Raw genomic sequence first — 16,867 nt, 5'->3', positions numbered from 1 at the left:
TTATCCAACTTACAACACTTCTAAATCAAATGCGCTTTTAACTCTAGCACTTTATCGCGAGTTTTTGCTGCATCTTCAAACTTCAGATCACGCGACATCTGCTTCATAAGCTTCTCAAGACGATTGATTTCTTTAGCCAGCAAATCAGGACTACGTAAGATGCTGATATCGACATCAGGCAGGTTGCTCTTAATGGGAATCATCTGATTATCGTTGGCATCATGGTCATCGCCTGTATCAATTTTATCTGTGATACTACGGCGCGCGCCTGTTGGCGTGATGTTATGTTCAAGGTTAAAGGCGACTTGTTTTTCACGGCGACGATCCGTCTCATCGATCGCTTTTTGCATACTGTTGGTAATGCGGTCGGCATAGAGAATGGCTTTACCATTAATATGACGCGCAGCACGACCAATGGTCTGAATCAAGGCACGCTCAGAACGTAAAAAGCCCTCTTTATCCGCATCAAATATCGCGACCAATGACACCTCAGGCATATCAAGACCTTCACGCAGCAAGTTAATACCCACCAGCACATCATGTACGCCAGTACGCAGCTCATGGATAATCTGCATGCGCTCAAGAGTGTCAATATCCGAGTGTAGATAAGCGACTTTGACATCGTATTCTTTTAGATAACTGGTCAAATCCTCTGACATACGCTTGGTCAAGGTCGTGATTAGCACCCGCTCATCTTTTTCACGGCGTTTGGTAATCTCCGATAGCACATCATCGACTTGCGTCAATACCGGACGAATCTCAATCTCAGGGTCAATCAGACCGGTTGGACGCACGACTTGCTCGACCACTTGCTCACTATGCTCAAGCTCATACAATGCAGGCGTAGCGCTAACATAAATAGTTTTGGGCTTGATACGCTCCCATTCTTCAAACTTCATCGGACGGTTATTCATCGCGCTTGGTAAACGAAAGCCATAATTGACCAAGTTCTCTTTACGCGATCTATCGCCTTTATACATCGCGCCAATTTGCGATACCGTTACATGCGATTCATCAATGAATAGCAGCGCATCTTCTGGAATGTAATCAAACAGTGTCGGTGGCGCTTCTCCTGATGGACGACCAGAGAGATGCTGCGAGTAGTTTTCGATACCGTTACAGTAGCCAAGCTGTTGAATCATCTCAAGGTCATACTGGGTACGCTCTTTAAGACGCTGTGCTTCAATCAGTTTATTATTGTCGCGGAAATACTCTAACCGCGGTTCAAGCTCCGCACGAATGGTATGGCTAGCCGCTTCTAATTTGTTACGCGGGGTCACATAATGCGATTTTGGATAGATAGTAATACGCGGCACACTACGTACGGTCTTACCTGTCAAAGGATCAAACCACGTGATTTTTTCTACTTCATTATCAAATAGATGCACACGCACCGCCAGTTGCTCAGACTCGGCAGGATAGATATCTAGCAGCTCGCCGCGCAGACGATAAGTACCACGCCCAAAGTCCAACTCATTACGCGTATATTGCATCTCAACCAGACGCTTAATCGTCGCAGTACGGTCTATTTTGTCACCGACAACAACATGCAGCAGCATTTTCAGATAACTTTCTGGATCACCCAAACCATAGATACAGGACACTGACGCAACGATAATCGCATCACGGCGCTCAAGTAGTGCACGTGTAGCTGACAGACGCATCTGGTCAATATGATCGTTAATGGCACTGTCTTTTTCGATAAAGGTATCGCTGGCAGCAACATAAGCTTCAGGCTGATAATAGTCATAATAGCTGACAAAATACTCAACCGCGTTATTGGGGAAAAATGATTTAAACTCCCCATATAACTGGGCAGCAAGCGTCTTATTATGCGCCATGATAATGGTGGGACGTTGGGTCTCAGATATAACTTTTGCCATGGTATAGGTCTTACCAGAACCTGTGACACCCAATAATAACTGCTCATCCATACCAGCATTGATGCCATTAACCAGCTTTTTTATCGCTTGCGGCTGATCGCCTGCTGGCTCAAATTCGGTAATCATCTCAAAGGCGCGACTTGATATTTGCGTACCAGACGCATTAACACCACTAATTTCAGCTTCGCCTTGTAGCTGAGTGGCCAATTGGTTTAACTGACGCGACGAGCGCGGTTCAGGCATTCGCATAATGGCTTTCTTCCTGGTATTTATAAAAGGTTATAAGAGGTTAGGTTTATAACAATATGGGGTTAAACCATTATTTTTAAAGGTCATTTATTAAGTTAAACGCTCACAGATGGATGCAAAAACACTCAATAAAAAGCATGAAAACTCAGGTATAGTTCAATGACCATTAATCAAGGAACGAGTTATGAAAGGTCACTGTCTGTGCGGTAACGTCACCATCGAATTAGAAGATATTAATACTTTTGAGGCGTGCCATTGTACGATGTGTCGCCGTTGGGGCAGCGGACCATTAATGGCGATACATAGCCACTCAAAACCTGACATTCAGGGCGAAGACTCAATGACGGTCTATCCATCATCTGCATGGGCAGAGCGTGCGTTTTGCCATAAATGCGGCACCAACCTATATTATCACCAGCTTGGCTCTGAGACTTATGTACTATCGCTTGGATTATTTCAAGAAAATCCAAACCTTAGTTTCGAGAGCCAGATCTTTATAGACAAGAAGCCCGACTATTATGAATTTGCTAATGACACGGTAAACTTAACCCAGCAAGAGCTGTTTGATAAATTCGCAGAAAAAGGCATTAGACCAAAAGACTAGAAATTTTAAGCCGCTTAAAACCCACATGCCTAAGTTCAATAAGATAAAAATATTGGTGTGTTCACCGATTGTTATCAGATCGTCCATTTTAACCACTATGTTTACAAAGGTTTTCACGATTAACAAACTCATTACACGACCTCTGTATAAAGCCTAAATGTCAGGGTTCCATCTCTTGTTTAAGCTGTTATTATCGATAGTGAATTCATAAGTAGTCAGCAACAACTTAATAAATAGAAACTTAAAGAGTTGTTGATAATAGTTATTAATTGAAACTCAAATATCAGTAAAATAAAATAATGGAGCAAAATATGAGAGAACGTTACGCAAGTGGAATAGATGATGCAACCGCAAAAAAAATGACTGATCTGTTAAACGCCAACCTAGCAAACGTCATCGACTTGACTCTAGATGGCAAGCAATGTCATTGGAATCTACAAGGTACTGGCTTTATCGGTGTACATCAGTTACTAGACGATACTGCTGAGCGTATTCGTGAGGTTTCAGATGCGATTGCTGAGCGTATTGTCATTTTAGGTGGTGAGCCGAATGGTACAGCCCGTCGCGTGGTGAAAGATTCTATTTTAGATGACTACCCGACTGATATCACCGAAGTGGAAGATCATGTTCGTGCGATTACTGATCGTTATAAAAAAGTAGCTGTTAAATTGCGTGAAGCAATTGAAGCTGCAGGTGATGCTGGCGATGAGGATACTGCTGATCTATTCACCGAAGCAAGTCGTATCATTGATAAAGACGCATGGTTCATCGGTGCCAATGCCCCGAAAAAAGATACGTCTAAAAAATAAGACTGTAATAAAAAAGCTTCACTTATTTGCTAAACATAAAAAAAGGTCACCTCTATGGTGACCTTTTTTTATGTTTGCTTATTTCTAAGCTGGCTTCAAAATATCGAATTTAAGAATAACTAAGTTGAAAATAATTAGGTTAGCAGCAGCAAGCTTAGAAAATACCTTTCACGATTTGCTTCATCTGCGGCAATAGCTCGCCTAGTTGGGCTTCAGTTTCAGTAGTATCATCAGGTAAAGAGTGCTTCAAAAAAGCAGCAGTAATTTGTGGCTGTTTTGCTAAGATATTTTGACCGACAGCTGTGTCATAAAATTTGATTTGCGCATCCACTTCCGCTTGCGTATAGTAAGTTTTGGCTGCACTGATATAGGCTTGCGTCAAGGTTTGGGCATCGGTCGCGTCACCAATACCGTTGCTCATAATTTTGGCATACTGACCTAAAACGTTTTGAATTTGATCTTGTAACTCGCGTTGACGCTTGTTTAACTGCTTATCGTTTACTTGTTGCTGACTACGGCTTTGAGCTTGACTATTAATCGCCTCAATAGCAGCTTGCTGTCCATTGACGATAGACTCTATTTGCTCATCAATATGCATCACCTGCATGAGTTTAATAATAGAGATATCAGTGGGTAATGGGCTGCTGACACTTTGTGCATCATCAATCTTACGGACGGTATAGGGTGCTGATGTCACCATTTTTGTTTGTTGAATTTGATTTGCATCACTGTGTACGATTAATTCTGCATTGGCTTGTACAGCAGTACCTGTCATTAGAGTTGCTACTACCAACGCCAGTAAAGGCGACACTATTTGTGTATGATGGTTGGGATTTTTCGTTAGAAGTTTTAAAGGAATTTTCATATTATACTCTCATTATTATTATGGATTATGGATTTTCAGTGTCAGGCAAGCGTAAGATTTCGGCATTAGGGACCGACAAGGTTAAAATAGCTTCTTGGAACAACGCCTGACTACGAAACTGATTTTCTATACTTTCAAACTTGTGCGCAATTTCTTGCTCATGCTGATTGCCAGCAATATCGACCGCCGCGACCATAAATATTTTTTTTGGACCTACCCACTCTAAATGCAAGTAAGAAACACTGTCAATATCTGGATGCTTGAGCAGTTCTGCTAAGATATAATCGTGCATTTTTTCTGAGACTCTATAGCCCACTAAAAAATCGCGATTACGACTGATTAAAAAGACTGCCACAACGGCAAGCAATATACCAACAATGATAGACCCAAGCGCATCCCAAAATGGCTCACCAGTATAGGCATGCATTGCCATCGCAGCTGCCGCCACAACCAACCCGATGACTGCTGCCAAATCTTCAAAAAATACTCCACGCAAGGTAGGATTAGACGTATCAATCACATAACCTATGGCACTGACATTAATCGCTTCGCCATGTTTTTTACTTTGCAAATACGCCTGTGTTAAAGAAAATCCTTCTAGTACAAAGGCGACTGCTAAGATAATAAAACCGATGGTATAGTTGGTTTCAGTCTCAGCTGCATTCCACTCGGTAATACCAGTATAAATAGAAACCACTGACCCTGCCATAAAGACGCCAAATGCTGCAATCATCGACCATACATACGACTCTTTACCATAGCCTAATGGATGGCTTTTATCAGCAGGCTTGATTGACTTTTTTTCTGCAATAATCAACAAAGTACCATTGCCCGCGTCTGCCCAAGAATGCGCAGATTCCGCTATCATAGAAGCAGAGCCTGTCATAAATGCAGCGACTGTTTTGGCAATGGCAATAATGAGATTGGCACCAACTGCAATCAGAACCGTTACTAATGAGCTCGATTTTTTGTCATCAGGGTTAGGCGCAGATTTAGGTTGGTCAGAATGAATGTCATCTGGAGCATTGAAAGGATTTGGAGCGCGAGGGCGACCAATGCCGCTTGTATCAGCGCGCGGCATTGGCTCGGATTTTGCATCATCAGATTTTGACGGTTTTAAACTCATCTGAGCCTCAATAAATGAATGGTTTAAGGTATAAAACCAGACTAGCTATATATAGTCGCTAGCTGATTTTATTAGACACTTTAGCTTTCATTTAATGTAGTCAAAAACCTTGTATATATCAGTAATGTTTTGGTGAGAGTATGTTCATTGTCTGCATTAATGAGCAGACTCTGCACTTGCTACTTTATTAGTGAATTTACTGATGTCGCAGCTGATACGTTGCGAGCCTTCCATACGCAGCTTTTTGCGCTCTAAGCCTGCATCAAAGCGGCATTGTTGCAAGGCATCTTTAATCTCAAGCTCAGGGATTAGCGTTGGCTTACGATTCTCATCAATCGCCACCATCGTAAAGTAACAGCTGTTGGTATGACGAACGGTACGTGCACGTACATCCTCTGCCTCCACTCGAATACCGACTTCCATTGAGGTTTTTCCGACATAATTGACGCTGGCCGCAAACGTCACCAACTCACCGACATGAATAGGCTCACGGAACATCACTTGATCGACCGATAGTGTCACCACATAACTACCACTATATCGACTGGCACACGCATAAGCGACTTGGTCCAGCATCTTGAGCAAATCCCCACCATGGACATTACCAATAAAATTGGCCATATCTGGCGTCATAAGCACTGACATATATAGCTCATGGTTTAATGGGACTCTTTTAGCGGTGGAGCTGGTATTGTATTGCGACATAGTGTTCCTTAACGGGTGTAAAAACTATTTAAAGTGTTATTTATACAGCAGCAATTGCCACAGCGCAAATATAGTCGATTCACCTTAACCAATAGATTAGCTTAACCAATGAAAACGATAAGCAAGCCAAGCCACGATAGCACTCACTGAACCCGTTAAAATGCCGCCCCAAGCAAAATCAACCAAAGCGGTGTCCATAGTAAAACCTTTATATAACGCTAAGCTGGTAAAATCATAAGTACCGTAAGCCATCAATCCTATTAAAGCGCCCAATAAGAAAATATGGTGAATCGGCGCATTTGATCTGATTTGTGGGTATAAAATAATAATACACAGCGCCAGCAGATAGAACATATAAAACACGCCAGCTGCAATCATATTGGGCTCATCGGCGAGCAAATGCCCAATACGCTTTTCATAAAAAAGACCCGTCATTGTCTTGAGCCAAACCGCATCAATGCCCAAAAATATAGCAACGGAAGCAAGATAAATATATATATAACCCATGATAATATCCTTTTATGATGGTCGCTAAATATGAAATATGAGTTACATAACTGCTTAATCAAACTTATTGTTTGATTAAGCAGTTATGCCGTGATGCTCTCGGCACTTGGTAAATCAGAAAAATGTAGTGTATCGATATTGTCTGGCTTAACCGCCGTGACTTGTACCACGCCAATCGTCCGCTCCAAGAATCCACCTTCACAGTAGCAAAAATAAAACGCCCACAAGCGAATAAAAGCCTCATCATAACCGAGCGCTTTAATCTCTTCGCGCTGCGCCATAAATGCTATGCGCCAATCTCGCAAAGTATGTGCGTAGTCAAAACCATAATCGTGCAGCTGCTTGATGACCATATCCGTCTGTTGTGTGAACTGTGTATTCAGCTCTTGATTGGACAGCAAGCAACCACCTGGAAAAATATGAGTTTGGATAAAATCCACCGATTCTATATAGCTTTTATAGTTTTGATCATTAAAAGTAATTGCTTGCAGCACCATCAACCCCGTTGGCTTGAGCAAGCTATTACATTTAGCAAAAAACGTCGGCAAATATTCATGTCCGACCGCCTCAATCATCTCAATACTGACCAATTTGTCATATTGCCCTGTCAGCTCACGATAATCTTGCTTGAGTAGGGTGATTTTATCAGAGAGTCCAGCCGCTTCAACACGGCGCTGCGCCTCTTCGTACTGTGCGTCAGAGATAGTCGTCGTTATGTGACAGCCATAATGCTTTGCTGCATAAATAGCAAAACCGCCCCAGCCAGTACCAATTTCGATCACATGGTCATCAGCCGTTAGTTGAAGACGTTGGCAAATCAATGCTAATTTATGCTGCTGCGCCTCAGCCAATGTCGCCTCTGGGTTTTTATAGACCGCTGATGAGTACATCATCGTATCATCTAAAAACTGCTGGTACATATCATTGCCCAAATCGTAATGCGCTAGAATATTGGACTTTGAGCCAGACTGATCGTTACTGCGCAGCTTATGATTTGCCCTCTCAAAGGTTTTACTGATCCCAGCAAAGCGGTTCTCTAGCTTATTAAGCACGGCTAAGTTACGCGCTGCCAATCGAATCAATCCCGTTAAATCGTTCGTATCCCATTCAGCGTTAATATAGCTGTCCGCTAGCGCAATAGAGCCACCAAACAGTAATTGACGATAAACGCTACTGTCATGGATCATGAGCGTCACGTCTAATGGATGACGACCAATGGCTGAGCTGCTTTGGGTGTTAGAAGATTTACTGCCAAAATGATGAGTCTTGGACGGCTGTCCAGCAAAGTCTTCAATAATAGTGATACTGCCAAATTGAATATGTTTTAGAGCACGAAATATGGCTTGTTTTGCCAAATAATCCACGCTGTTGGTTACTGGTTGCAAAATCGTACTGTCATTGACCGTTCGGCGCATGCTCGCGGTCATTTTTCCTAGTTTTGAAGCGGGTGCTCGGTCGGTCGGTCGTGCTGACATTATTTATTCATCCTTGTCTAAGTACTCTAAATTAAGCGCTCTAAATTTTGGCATTGAGCTGGCGGTGGCTAGCTGTTGAAATAGTTATCTAACCATTATCTGAAACTCTAACTATCAAGAAATATCCTTTTGAGTACTCTCATTTTGCTGTTGGCTATCAGCTAACTTTTCATCGTAATTAATATAAGGTACTTTTTTAATGGCGTAGAGTTTAAAAGCATGCCAATAAATACGCATTAAAGAAGTCACATTCATCAGTGGATTTTTTCGCAAGCTCTCGCGAATCGTCGTCGCTGTCATTGGTATGCCTGACATTTTTATGCCGGTTTTTAATACTTCGCCGCGTTCATCACTGATATTAATAGCAATACGAACTTGCAAGCCGTTATCTGACTGTTTTTTATCCTCATTTTTTACTGCACTTTTTATCGCCACTTGCCAGCAATACTGCTGGTCAATGGGATTAAAAGGTGACACATGAAAGTCTTTATCGTGACAAAACTCAGTATTCGCGCCATCTAATAAAAACCCATAATAATGACGTTTATCCCACGGCGTATTCGATACTTCAGCCAATAAATGGGTTGGCTTTTGCTCCATATCAAAACCCAAGTAGAAATTCACTGGGCTGAAATAGATACCAGCATTGCGGCAAACAACCATACCAATCATATCGCCTGTTGGCGCACTACCTGTCCTTTCTGTAAAGGCTTGAATCAAACGTTGTTCAAGCGCTTGGACATCTATTAAAGATTCATTTCTATCTAAAGTACTTTTTTTATCTGAAGTTTTGCTTTCATTGTTCAAATCTTTATTTTTACTTAGGCTATTTAACTCTTGCGAGCTTAGTCCTTGTAGATAATCATCAGGACAGAACTGCTGCAAAGCTTTTTTCTTTGCTGAGAATAATTGCAATCCTTTTGAGAAAACCTTCTTGGATAACACTCTTTTTAATGGTAATTTTCTTAGAATTTTATTATTGCTAAGGATTTCCGTCTCTACTTCTGGAAGTGCTCGCCCTGCTAATAACGCACTAATATTGACACCCCAATAGCGATAAGGATAAGCAAATTTATGCATACTCGGTAACAGCCGACTATGCCATGTCGTTCCATGAAACAGTTGGTGCGGCAAGCTCTTATAACTATCAGGCGACGCTTGATTTAATATCCTGTCAGACGGAGGCGTTGAACCAGTCATAGTGCTCTCTCCCATTAATTCTACTATATATTTTTGGCTTTACGACGAGCAAAACAACCCAGTTTTTTCCCATCAAATGCTTAGGCATCTGGCTGTAAAGTCGCGATATATTCCACCAATTTTTGATTAGTAGTGGCAGTCATTACCTGACGTTTTTTGAGTTTACGCGACTGTTTGTCTGCTTTTATCGGCAAGTCTTTATAGCGAAACGATGTATGCGCACTCTCGGCATCCGGTAAATGGCTTTGGTCAACGCTATCCTTAATATCAATGTTGCATTTTAATGCCTGACAAACACGCAGAGCGCTGCGCACCCCATCTTCATGAAAACCATTAAACCAATAAGCACCACAAAAATGAGTATGCAAGCCAATACCAGAAATCCGCGACCACTGAGCTTGCGCGTCAATCGTCTCGTTGTTAAATACAGGATGGCTATAGTCAATCCGCTTGATAACTTGACTCTCATCTACCTCGTGATTTAGCGTCACTAAATAATTATGCTGCTTGGTTAAACGCTGCAAAATATTCATATGATAGGTCAATACTGGTTTCACTGAAGCTTGCGTCTGTCCTTTGCTATTTTGAGTAGAATTTTTATCATCAATTAAATAGTTCCAACTTGCCCATGCAAGTGGCTTTTTCGGCAAGACGGTCGTGTCGGTATGCAGGGCAGCGGTATTACTTGTAAACTTGAAATGACTCAGTACTTCCTGCTCAGCAGGACTGGTATCTTTTAAGATTTTAAGCGCCGTATCCGCATGACAAGCAAAGATAACTTCATCAAAAACCAGTTGCTGCGCAGATTTATTGTCTTTAGTAACGGCTTCATTACTATCAATGACGGTCAAAATGACTGCCTCATCATGACGAATAACAGATTGCACCGGACTGTTGACTCGAACGCTGCCGCCAGCTTTCACAAAACGTGTTACCAGCTTATTCACGTACTGCTTAGAGCCGCCTTTTATCGTGAACCACTGCGGACGATTGACCACATCGAGCAAACCATGATTATCAAAGAATTGAGCAAAGAAAACCAAGGGGAAGTCTTGTACCTCGCTCAAACTGGTTGACCAAATAGCGGACACCATTGGCAATAGATAATTATCGGTAAACAGATCACCGTATTTACTACTATTAAGATAATTACCTAGCGTTTGCTCGGTAAAGACACTGACATCTTGTCCTTGCGCGCGAGCCGCATCATAATCTTGGCGCAGCTGACGAACCTGCTTATTGAACCGCAAAATATCAGTGATAAATGCCCAAAACTTAGGGTTAAGAATATTTTTGCGCTGCGATAATAAAGTATTGAGTGTATGACCATTATATTCAAAATTACGCGCGGTATTTTTAACTGAGAAACTCATATCCGTTGCTTGAAACGGTACTTGTAGCTCATAAAGTAAACGAAAAAAGTTAGGATAAGTACGCTCATTAAAGACGATAAAGCCAGTATCTATAGCACTTTTCTCTACTTTTCTTGGTTTTGCCTTTTTGCCCTCTTGTAGCGTCACATCGATAGTATTCACGTGTCCGCCAATATAATCGTTGGCTTCAAATACTGTGACATCATGCTGTGGCGCTAAATAATGAGCACAAGTCAGTCCTGACACGCCCGAGCCGATGATGGCGATACGCTTTTTCGCTTGAACGTTGGAAGAATCTTGTAAAACGCTGCTAGATTTTTTAGCCATTATTTCTGTATTTTTACGTTTACGGTGGATAAACGACATAAAGGCGTTCCTTGTTGTTTTCTTTATTACGTTATTTTTTTACTATGTTCTGGGCTCTATCACGATTTATTATTTTTTATTCATTTTTTCACTGACTTGCTTCCAGACCAAATCTGGTAACGTCCCTAATACTTTTAAGGGTAAGGTGAGTTTTTTGGGGAATTCGATGACATCATGACCGCTCTTTATACCATCTCGAATCGCTTGACTTGCCTGCTCTGGCGTTTGGATAAATGGCATCGGAAAGTCGTTTTGTTTGGTCATCGGGGTTTCGACAAAACCGGGCACTACCAAGCTGACCGACACGTCATACGGTGCAAGGCTAATCTGTAAGGTTTTCATTAGATAATGGATGGCCGCCTTCGAACTACCATAAGCTTCAGCACGGGCAAAGGGCACGTAGGCCGATGCGGAACCCATCCCCACCAAGCGACCGCGTGAGGCAATTAGCTTTGGCAACACCCCTTCAATGGCATGTGATAACGTACCCATATTCACTGACATAACGTTCATAAAAACACTACTATCGAAGTTTGGCATATCCAAATATTCACACATGCCCGCACCACAAATTGCCAAATCAACGTCACTAATTTTGTCAAAAGCGGCAATCACTTTATCTCGATCCATGAGATCTAAATTTATGGTTTCTGCTCCTAATGATTTTAGCTCAGACAATGCATCATCATCACGACCAACGGCATAAACATGCTGCCCCTCTTGCAGATAGTCTTTTGCCAGCTGATAACCAATGCCAGAGGTCGCACCAGTAATAAGAATGTGTTGTTTTTTAAGCGTCGCTGTCATCGTAAAGATCCTTTTATTGGCTTGCTGTCTTGTATACAATTTGGTTTTGATAAACGCCTATTTAATCTATCTTTAGTCATTAAAAAGTGACGATCAAGAATAATTAATTATCACTTTTTAATTAACCAATGGCTTCGTTTATTTATCAAATCTAAATAATTATAGTATAACTAAGCATCTCAATTTGTTGTTACTTCGCAAACGGGCATATAGATAAAACGGTAGACAAATTTGGTGTATAAAATATTTTGTCATCGTTTATCACAGTATCGACGTTTTTATAAAAAAATATGAAAATAAAGCTTGACCTATTTTTTATCTTTGCTAGAATACGCCCCACTTAGCAAGAACTCGTTAGAGACTTCCTAAGCTCGTTGTAAGCAATTAAACACTTACAGCTTATTCTCCAATAGCTCAGTTGGTAGAGCAACGGACTGTTAATCCGTGTGTCCCTGGTTCGAGCCCAGGTTGGAGAGCCATATTTTAGTAGTAAATTTTTTGAGTCATCTTTGATTCGATTATGGCATTTGCCAAGACCCTCATCACTTTGATGAGGGTTTTTTTATGGCGGCTGTTTTTTAAAGCGATGTGCTGAGGAAGGAATTTAAGACAAACGCACTTAAAATAAGCGCATTTAAGGTAAGAAAATTGAGATATGTGCTTGTTCTTTGTTTTCCTGAATGACGTTGCTATACGCTGACAACTGATGATCAGAAAAACGATTGGTAAAATGCCACATGGTTGCAAATATCGTGCTCAATAACACAGCCATCACCGCAAGAATCACCCATAGTGGTGTTTCATTAGTGAGCGTATGCTTGATTTGATCAGGAATCGCCCAAAATGGTGAAAATTCATTTTTATTACCACGTAAGTGCTCAATCTCATCACCCAAACGTGAGATCAGATAGCGAATCTTTTCAGTGGCTTCAAGCCGATATTTACCTTGAAAACCAAGCAACATAGCATAGTGATAAACTTCTAGCGCCGGTAAGCGCTTTTCTCCTTGTTCACGTAAGCCATCTAAGCGCTCAAAAAACTCATTGCCAGCGATTTGAGAGCCAAATAAGTCTAACTGTAAAGGATTTAGCTCCCATGCATCTTTTAGCGTCTGAAACGCTGGCTCTTGCGAGGTCATGATCGTCTCATCTATCAGCGCACAATAAGCGTACTTTGCCTCATGGATATTTTCTGACAAAAAACCTTTTTTGCGGGCATTGATTTCAAACTTATCTAAAAATTCATATATTTTTTGGCGGAAACTGCGTGGCTCAGTGCTGAAATAATGGTTGCGTAATAAAAACACCAAGTAAAAGCCGTCATACATAATATCAACGAGCGACTGGCTGCTGATACGCCTGTTAAGCCCTTCGGTTGAAACTTTTGAGGCAACCTCACCTGAATCTAATAGTGACGGTGCAGAGCCAGCTGAATGATTTCCTAGCATGATTATTCCTAATATTTATTGTCTTAAATATACTATCTAACAAAATGGTGAGATGATAATAGAAAGAGAAATAGTTATAAAAATTGATAGCAGTAGCACGTTGCCACAAATGTGTCTCTTTTATTCTGAACGAACTATATCAAGCAATATACAGCGAAAAACCATTAAAGAAACACTTAAAAAACTATTGCACGATAGCCATCAGCTCAATTTTTAAATCATCAAAACCGTTCGGTACATAGATACAAATAGATTCAGACCTAATCATCTCATCATATAAATCACCTATTGGTTCGATGGTGAAATAACCAAATCCAGGTCTAACGGGAATAGCACTTGGCACTTGAGCAATGTGCGCAATCGGTGAGCCTGGTAGCGCTGACAATACTCGCTTCTCAACGGCATCTGGGGTTGCAACCTTGAAGCGTCTTGGTACCAAATTCACCAACTCATGCATCGGTAGCGACGAGCTCACAGACAGATACAACTGCGAGCTACGAGTGATTTTATCACTGCTAAGATCACCCATATAATAAGAGGGTTTGATTTGCCGCAATGGGATAGAGATAAAGTTACTGGCAATAACGGTATTGAGGAGCTCACGAATGATACTAATAATACTGGTAAATGAATCATTCACCTGATTATGATGGTATTGCGGTAAATCGCCTACCTTGTATAACGAGCTAAAAGTAGCCAACTGACTGGCGACATTTAATAGGGCCTCATAAAGGCGCTCTGGGTGCAGTTTTGCATTATTGTATAAGTGACTCAACTGTGAGTAAGCAGTATTAAGCGTATGTAATAGCCAAAACGAAGCAATATCAGATGAGCGGAATTCTAATAAATCATTATTGGATTGGCGATGGTGATCATATAACGAGCTGGACTTAGTATTAATCATCGTCATCAAGCGATAGACCTGATTTAACAGCGCAGGATTACTCATAATATGAATGCTAGGCACCATATACTCATCATCTACTTGATAAACACCTTGAGTGGTACGAGTCAGCTTTGCCACTAATAATGAGACAGTATCTTGACTCGGCGCTTGCGATGAATGACTTAATTGCACACTCGGTGATAGCCTTAGCACATCGATGACCGCGTCGGCAGCTTGACTATATAGGTCTTGCGCATCGATACTGTCTCTTACATAACGCGCAGGATTATCACTATGTTCTGTCTGTATATTACTACCGCTATGACGAATAATCTCTAAGCTTAAAAATACGTAAATATCATCACTATGCTCTTGACTATCGAGCGCGATGGATTTTGGCAGCGCATCTGTACGCGGTGCATGGTATATCGTGCCATCGGGTAATACAGCATAAATACTCTCAAAGCTTAATAGACTACTTTCCAGAAGTTGCCTATCAATTTGAATATCAGAGATACCGTAAGCGTAAGGATGCGTAAGCATCATACTTAAGGCGCGTTGCGAGTTGTGATAGCTGTCTTGAATCTGAAAATGCTGAGGTCTTAAAAATAGACCTTCGCCCCATAATACGCTGTGTTTACTCAAGACTGTCTCCTACGAGCAAGCAACCAATGGTTGCTGATAATATTTAAGTTTGGTAGCAAAAACAGGTGCTAACTCTGGCGTGATACCTTCTTTGATATTCACATCACACGCGCCAACATTCAAGGTTAGCGGTTTCTCAAAATCAATACTGCTAATAGGAATCAGCAGCTGAGAGCGTTTTTTGGTGTATCGCAGCCCAACTTTGATGGCAATAAAACGAGCATCTTGCGGGATATTCAGCTTCAGCGTCGTTTGACGGCTGGGAATGATGCTTATTTCTTTAACAGCCAGCTCCGTAAGCTCAACAAATTGACTCTCATCTTCCAAAAAAGCGATGTGAGCGATGCTGGCCGTACCTTGCTGATAACGACCGGCGTTTGCATTGATGCTAGGCAGTATTTGCAAAGTAAGGTTTTGACGCTTTAATTGCGCTTGTAGTGCTTGCTGTTCATTATTCATTATCTCAAGCTGCTGTTGCTGCTGCGCAAATTGCGCTTTTAATTTTTCCAGATCTTCGTTGGCATTAGCATTAGCATTAGCCTTGATATTGACACTTGCTTCATGACCGCTGCTAACGTCATGAGCCTGCCCATGGGAATAATTATCCACCAATGAGGTCAACTTATTAGGAGTTGTTTGTTGGTTCGATCGGCTCAATCTATCGCTGCTACAACCAAACAGCGCGATACTACAAACACCACAGACCATTGCTCTTACTAAAATTACTACCATATAATTATCCATAATTTTTTTATTGCAATCATTAATAGACACTATTGGCTGGTTAAAATCTCAGCCATTTGTGGACGGCCCAACACTCCTTTTTTACGTAGCTCAACATGCCCTAAATCCATCATACGCCAGTCACCACCCCATACTAGACCCGCAGATTTTGCTACTTGGCCATATAACTTATAACCTTGCATCGCCCATGGATCCTTTTCAGTAATGACAATCTTACCGTTTCTAATAAAAGCACTGTCACCTGCCAGACCAAACTGATGGTAGCTTTTATAAGAACCTGCCTTTGTGACATGCGTACCCTGTTTCAGCAATTTCGCTTGTCGCCCAGGGCTGCGATAACCTTCCAAAAGCACCATTTCATAGCCATATTGGTCGCTCATAACCTTGTATATAGCCAGTAGTCGTTGAACAAACTCAGAATTCATCTTATTCCAATTACGGTCAGCATTTTTGATATTGATATGACCATTTGTAATATGTGATGCCAATATATCGCCTGAATAGCCAGTCGTGTGATCTTGAACTTGTAAATCAGAAATATTTGGTTCGGGTAATATAAGCGGTGTGGCTGCTAATGGCGCGTCTGCCGCCGCCTCAGGCCAATATCCTTCTTCAATTTGGGTGGCTTGATAACTGGCAACCTCTGCTTCAAGCTCGGCAAACAACTCTGCTGACGGCGATGGCGGTGGCCGCAATTGCTCCCCTATTAACAATTGATTGATTTGGACGTTGGCCGTATTTGGTGAATCATCTTGAGTGCGATAGACTTCAAGAGAATCATGAGTCATTAAGAAATAGCAGAGCGCTGTCGTCGTCATGATTATTAATACGGACAAAGCAGGGATAATAGCAATTCTAATACCTGATATTTTGAGCTTAACTTTAGGTTTTATCAGAGGACGTTTGCTCTTCAACACCAATAAATGCTGAAAAGTAACGTCAGCCTGACGGTAAAAATGACCATACAGCTGACGATCAAAAAGCATGACTATCACTACAATAGAAACAAGCGTAAATGTCGTGATTATCAGATAAATCATAAGCTCAAATAAATCATCTTATAAAACTTGTAGGACAAGCAAGGAGCGCAGAAATCTGTTTAAAACAATCTATTTACAAGCTGCTTGCATCAAATATGCCAGCTATTATATAGATAAACTGGCAGTTATTACCAAT

The 16,867-nt window shown here is 41.4% G+C and carries 15 protein-coding genes and 1 tRNA gene; 3 read left to right on the top strand and 13 right to left on the bottom strand.

From position 1 onward, the window contains the following. Positions 1-20: 20 nt before the first annotated feature. A complete protein-coding gene (uvrB, locus tag DABAL43B_RS04525; RefSeq protein ID WP_079691265.1) occupies positions 21-2,132 on the bottom strand; it encodes an excinuclease ABC subunit UvrB in 2,112 nt (703 codons plus the stop codon). A gap of 184 nt (positions 2,133-2,316) precedes the next feature. On the opposite strand from uvrB, the gene DABAL43B_RS04520 reads away from it, so the two are divergent. Both DABAL43B_RS04520 and dps read left to right on the top strand, forming a co-directional pair. Beyond that, on the top strand, positions 2,317-2,736 hold the full coding sequence (locus tag DABAL43B_RS04520) for a GFA family protein (protein WP_079691264.1): 420 nt from the start codon (positions 2,317-2,319) through the stop codon (positions 2,734-2,736). A gap of 311 nt (positions 2,737-3,047) precedes the next feature. Further along, the gene (gene dps, locus DABAL43B_RS04515) at positions 3,048-3,545 is read left to right on the top strand and encodes a DNA starvation/stationary phase protection protein Dps (protein WP_079691263.1); all 498 of its coding nucleotides are present in this window, start codon (positions 3,048-3,050) and stop codon (positions 3,543-3,545) included. 154 nt (positions 3,546-3,699) lie between these two features. Here the strand turns inward: dps and DABAL43B_RS04510 are convergent, their stop codons facing one another. The 8 genes from DABAL43B_RS04510 to DABAL43B_RS04475 all read right to left on the bottom strand — a co-directional run bounded on the left by DABAL43B_RS04510 (position 3,700) and on the right by DABAL43B_RS04475 (position 11,969). Beyond that, positions 3,700-4,410: a DUF2059 domain-containing protein gene (locus DABAL43B_RS04510; protein WP_079691262.1), complete on the bottom strand. Its 711-nt coding sequence runs from the start codon at positions 4,408-4,410 to the stop codon at positions 3,700-3,702. A gap of 25 nt (positions 4,411-4,435) precedes the next feature. After that, positions 4,436-5,536: a cation diffusion facilitator family transporter gene (locus tag DABAL43B_RS04505; RefSeq protein WP_079691261.1), complete on the bottom strand. Its 1,101-nt coding sequence runs from the start codon at positions 5,534-5,536 to the stop codon at positions 4,436-4,438. A 156-nt stretch (positions 5,537-5,692) separates the two neighbouring features. Next, complete coding sequence (locus tag DABAL43B_RS04500; RefSeq protein ID WP_079691260.1) at positions 5,693-6,241, bottom strand: acyl-CoA thioesterase; 549 nt, start codon at positions 6,239-6,241, stop codon at positions 5,693-5,695. 96 nt (positions 6,242-6,337) lie between these two features. Beyond that, complete coding sequence (locus DABAL43B_RS04495) at positions 6,338-6,748, bottom strand: DUF2177 family protein (RefSeq protein ID WP_079691259.1); 411 nt, start codon at positions 6,746-6,748, stop codon at positions 6,338-6,340. 83 nt (positions 6,749-6,831) lie between these two features. Then, a complete protein-coding gene (locus DABAL43B_RS04490; RefSeq protein ID WP_264753834.1) occupies positions 6,832-8,223 on the bottom strand; it encodes an SAM-dependent methyltransferase in 1,392 nt (463 codons plus the stop codon). 114 nt (positions 8,224-8,337) lie between these two features. Further along, the gene (locus tag DABAL43B_RS04485; RefSeq protein WP_079691257.1) at positions 8,338-9,423 is read right to left on the bottom strand and encodes a DUF1365 domain-containing protein; all 1,086 of its coding nucleotides are present in this window, start codon (positions 9,421-9,423) and stop codon (positions 8,338-8,340) included. 80 nt (positions 9,424-9,503) lie between these two features. Then, positions 9,504-11,162 carry an NAD(P)/FAD-dependent oxidoreductase gene (locus tag DABAL43B_RS04480; protein ID WP_079691256.1) on the bottom strand — a complete coding sequence of 553 codons (1,659 nt, stop codon included), beginning with the start codon at positions 11,160-11,162 and terminating at the stop codon, positions 9,504-9,506. A 69-nt stretch (positions 11,163-11,231) separates the two neighbouring features. After that, entirely contained in the window at positions 11,232-11,969 is a 738-nt protein-coding gene (locus DABAL43B_RS04475) for an SDR family NAD(P)-dependent oxidoreductase (protein WP_079691255.1), read from the bottom strand. Positions 11,970-12,372: 403 nt separating this feature from the next. On the opposite strand from DABAL43B_RS04475, the gene DABAL43B_RS04470 reads away from it, so the two are divergent. After that, positions 12,373-12,448 (top strand) — tRNA-Asn (locus DABAL43B_RS04470). 155 nt (positions 12,449-12,603) lie between these two features. Here the strand turns inward: DABAL43B_RS04470 and icmH are convergent. The 4 genes from icmH to DABAL43B_RS04450 all read right to left on the bottom strand — a co-directional run bounded on the left by icmH (position 12,604) and on the right by DABAL43B_RS04450 (position 16,677). Beyond that, a complete protein-coding gene (gene icmH / locus DABAL43B_RS04465; protein ID WP_079691254.1) occupies positions 12,604-13,416 on the bottom strand; it encodes a type IVB secretion system protein IcmH/DotU in 813 nt (270 codons plus the stop codon). 184 nt (positions 13,417-13,600) lie between these two features. Beyond that, on the bottom strand, positions 13,601-14,947 hold the full coding sequence (gene tssK, locus DABAL43B_RS04460; RefSeq protein ID WP_079691253.1) for a type VI secretion system baseplate subunit TssK: 1,347 nt from the start codon (positions 14,945-14,947) through the stop codon (positions 13,601-13,603). A gap of 9 nt (positions 14,948-14,956) precedes the next feature. Continuing rightward, positions 14,957-15,679 carry a hypothetical protein gene (locus tag DABAL43B_RS04455; protein WP_079691252.1) on the bottom strand — a complete coding sequence of 241 codons (723 nt, stop codon included), beginning with the start codon at positions 15,677-15,679 and terminating at the stop codon, positions 14,957-14,959. 41 nt (positions 15,680-15,720) lie between these two features. After that, positions 15,721-16,677, bottom strand: coding sequence for a M15 family metallopeptidase (locus DABAL43B_RS04450; RefSeq protein WP_197684669.1), 957 nt, complete (start codon positions 16,675-16,677; stop codon positions 15,721-15,723). Positions 16,678-16,867: the final 190 nt, after the last annotated feature.

Origin of the sequence: Psychrobacter sp. DAB_AL43B, from assembly GCF_900168255.1 — a bacterium.
In the GTDB taxonomy this organism is placed as follows: Bacteria; Pseudomonadota; Gammaproteobacteria; order Pseudomonadales; family Moraxellaceae; genus Psychrobacter.
Note: the sequence above shows the minus strand (reverse complement) of the source record. Positions and strands in the feature narration are given on the sequence as shown.

Excerpts from the sequence above, each read along its gene's own strand:
- uvrB (WP_079691265.1), bottom strand. The coding sequence starts at position 2,132 with ATGCGAATGCCTGAACCGCGCTCGTCGCGTCAGTTAAACCAATTGGCC.
- DABAL43B_RS04520 (WP_079691264.1), top strand. The coding sequence starts at position 2,317 with ATGAAAGGTCACTGTCTGTGCGGTAACGTCACCATCGAATTAGAAGAT.
- dps (WP_079691263.1), top strand. The coding sequence starts at position 3,048 with ATGAGAGAACGTTACGCAAGTGGAATAGATGATGCAACCGCAAAAAAA.
- DABAL43B_RS04510 (WP_079691262.1), bottom strand. The coding sequence starts at position 4,410 with ATGAAAATTCCTTTAAAACTTCTAACGAAAAATCCCAACCATCATACA.
- DABAL43B_RS04505 (WP_079691261.1), bottom strand. The coding sequence starts at position 5,536 with ATGAGTTTAAAACCGTCAAAATCTGATGATGCAAAATCCGAGCCAATG.
- DABAL43B_RS04500 (WP_079691260.1), bottom strand. The coding sequence starts at position 6,241 with ATGTCGCAATACAATACCAGCTCCACCGCTAAAAGAGTCCCATTAAAC.
- DABAL43B_RS04495 (WP_079691259.1), bottom strand. The coding sequence starts at position 6,748 with ATGGGTTATATATATATTTATCTTGCTTCCGTTGCTATATTTTTGGGC.
- DABAL43B_RS04490 (WP_264753834.1), bottom strand. The coding sequence starts at position 8,223 with ATGTCAGCACGACCGACCGACCGAGCACCCGCTTCAAAACTAGGAAAA.
- DABAL43B_RS04485 (WP_079691257.1), bottom strand. The coding sequence starts at position 9,423 with ATGACTGGTTCAACGCCTCCGTCTGACAGGATATTAAATCAAGCGTCG.
- DABAL43B_RS04480 (WP_079691256.1), bottom strand. The coding sequence starts at position 11,162 with ATGTCGTTTATCCACCGTAAACGTAAAAATACAGAAATAATGGCTAAA.
- DABAL43B_RS04475 (WP_079691255.1), bottom strand. The coding sequence starts at position 11,969 with ATGACAGCGACGCTTAAAAAACAACACATTCTTATTACTGGTGCGACC.
- icmH (WP_079691254.1), bottom strand. The coding sequence starts at position 13,416 with ATGCTAGGAAATCATTCAGCTGGCTCTGCACCGTCACTATTAGATTCA.
- DABAL43B_RS04455 (WP_079691252.1), bottom strand. The coding sequence starts at position 15,679 with ATGGTAGTAATTTTAGTAAGAGCAATGGTCTGTGGTGTTTGTAGTATC.
- DABAL43B_RS04450 (WP_197684669.1), bottom strand. The coding sequence starts at position 16,677 with ATGCTTTTTGATCGTCAGCTGTATGGTCATTTTTACCGTCAGGCTGAC.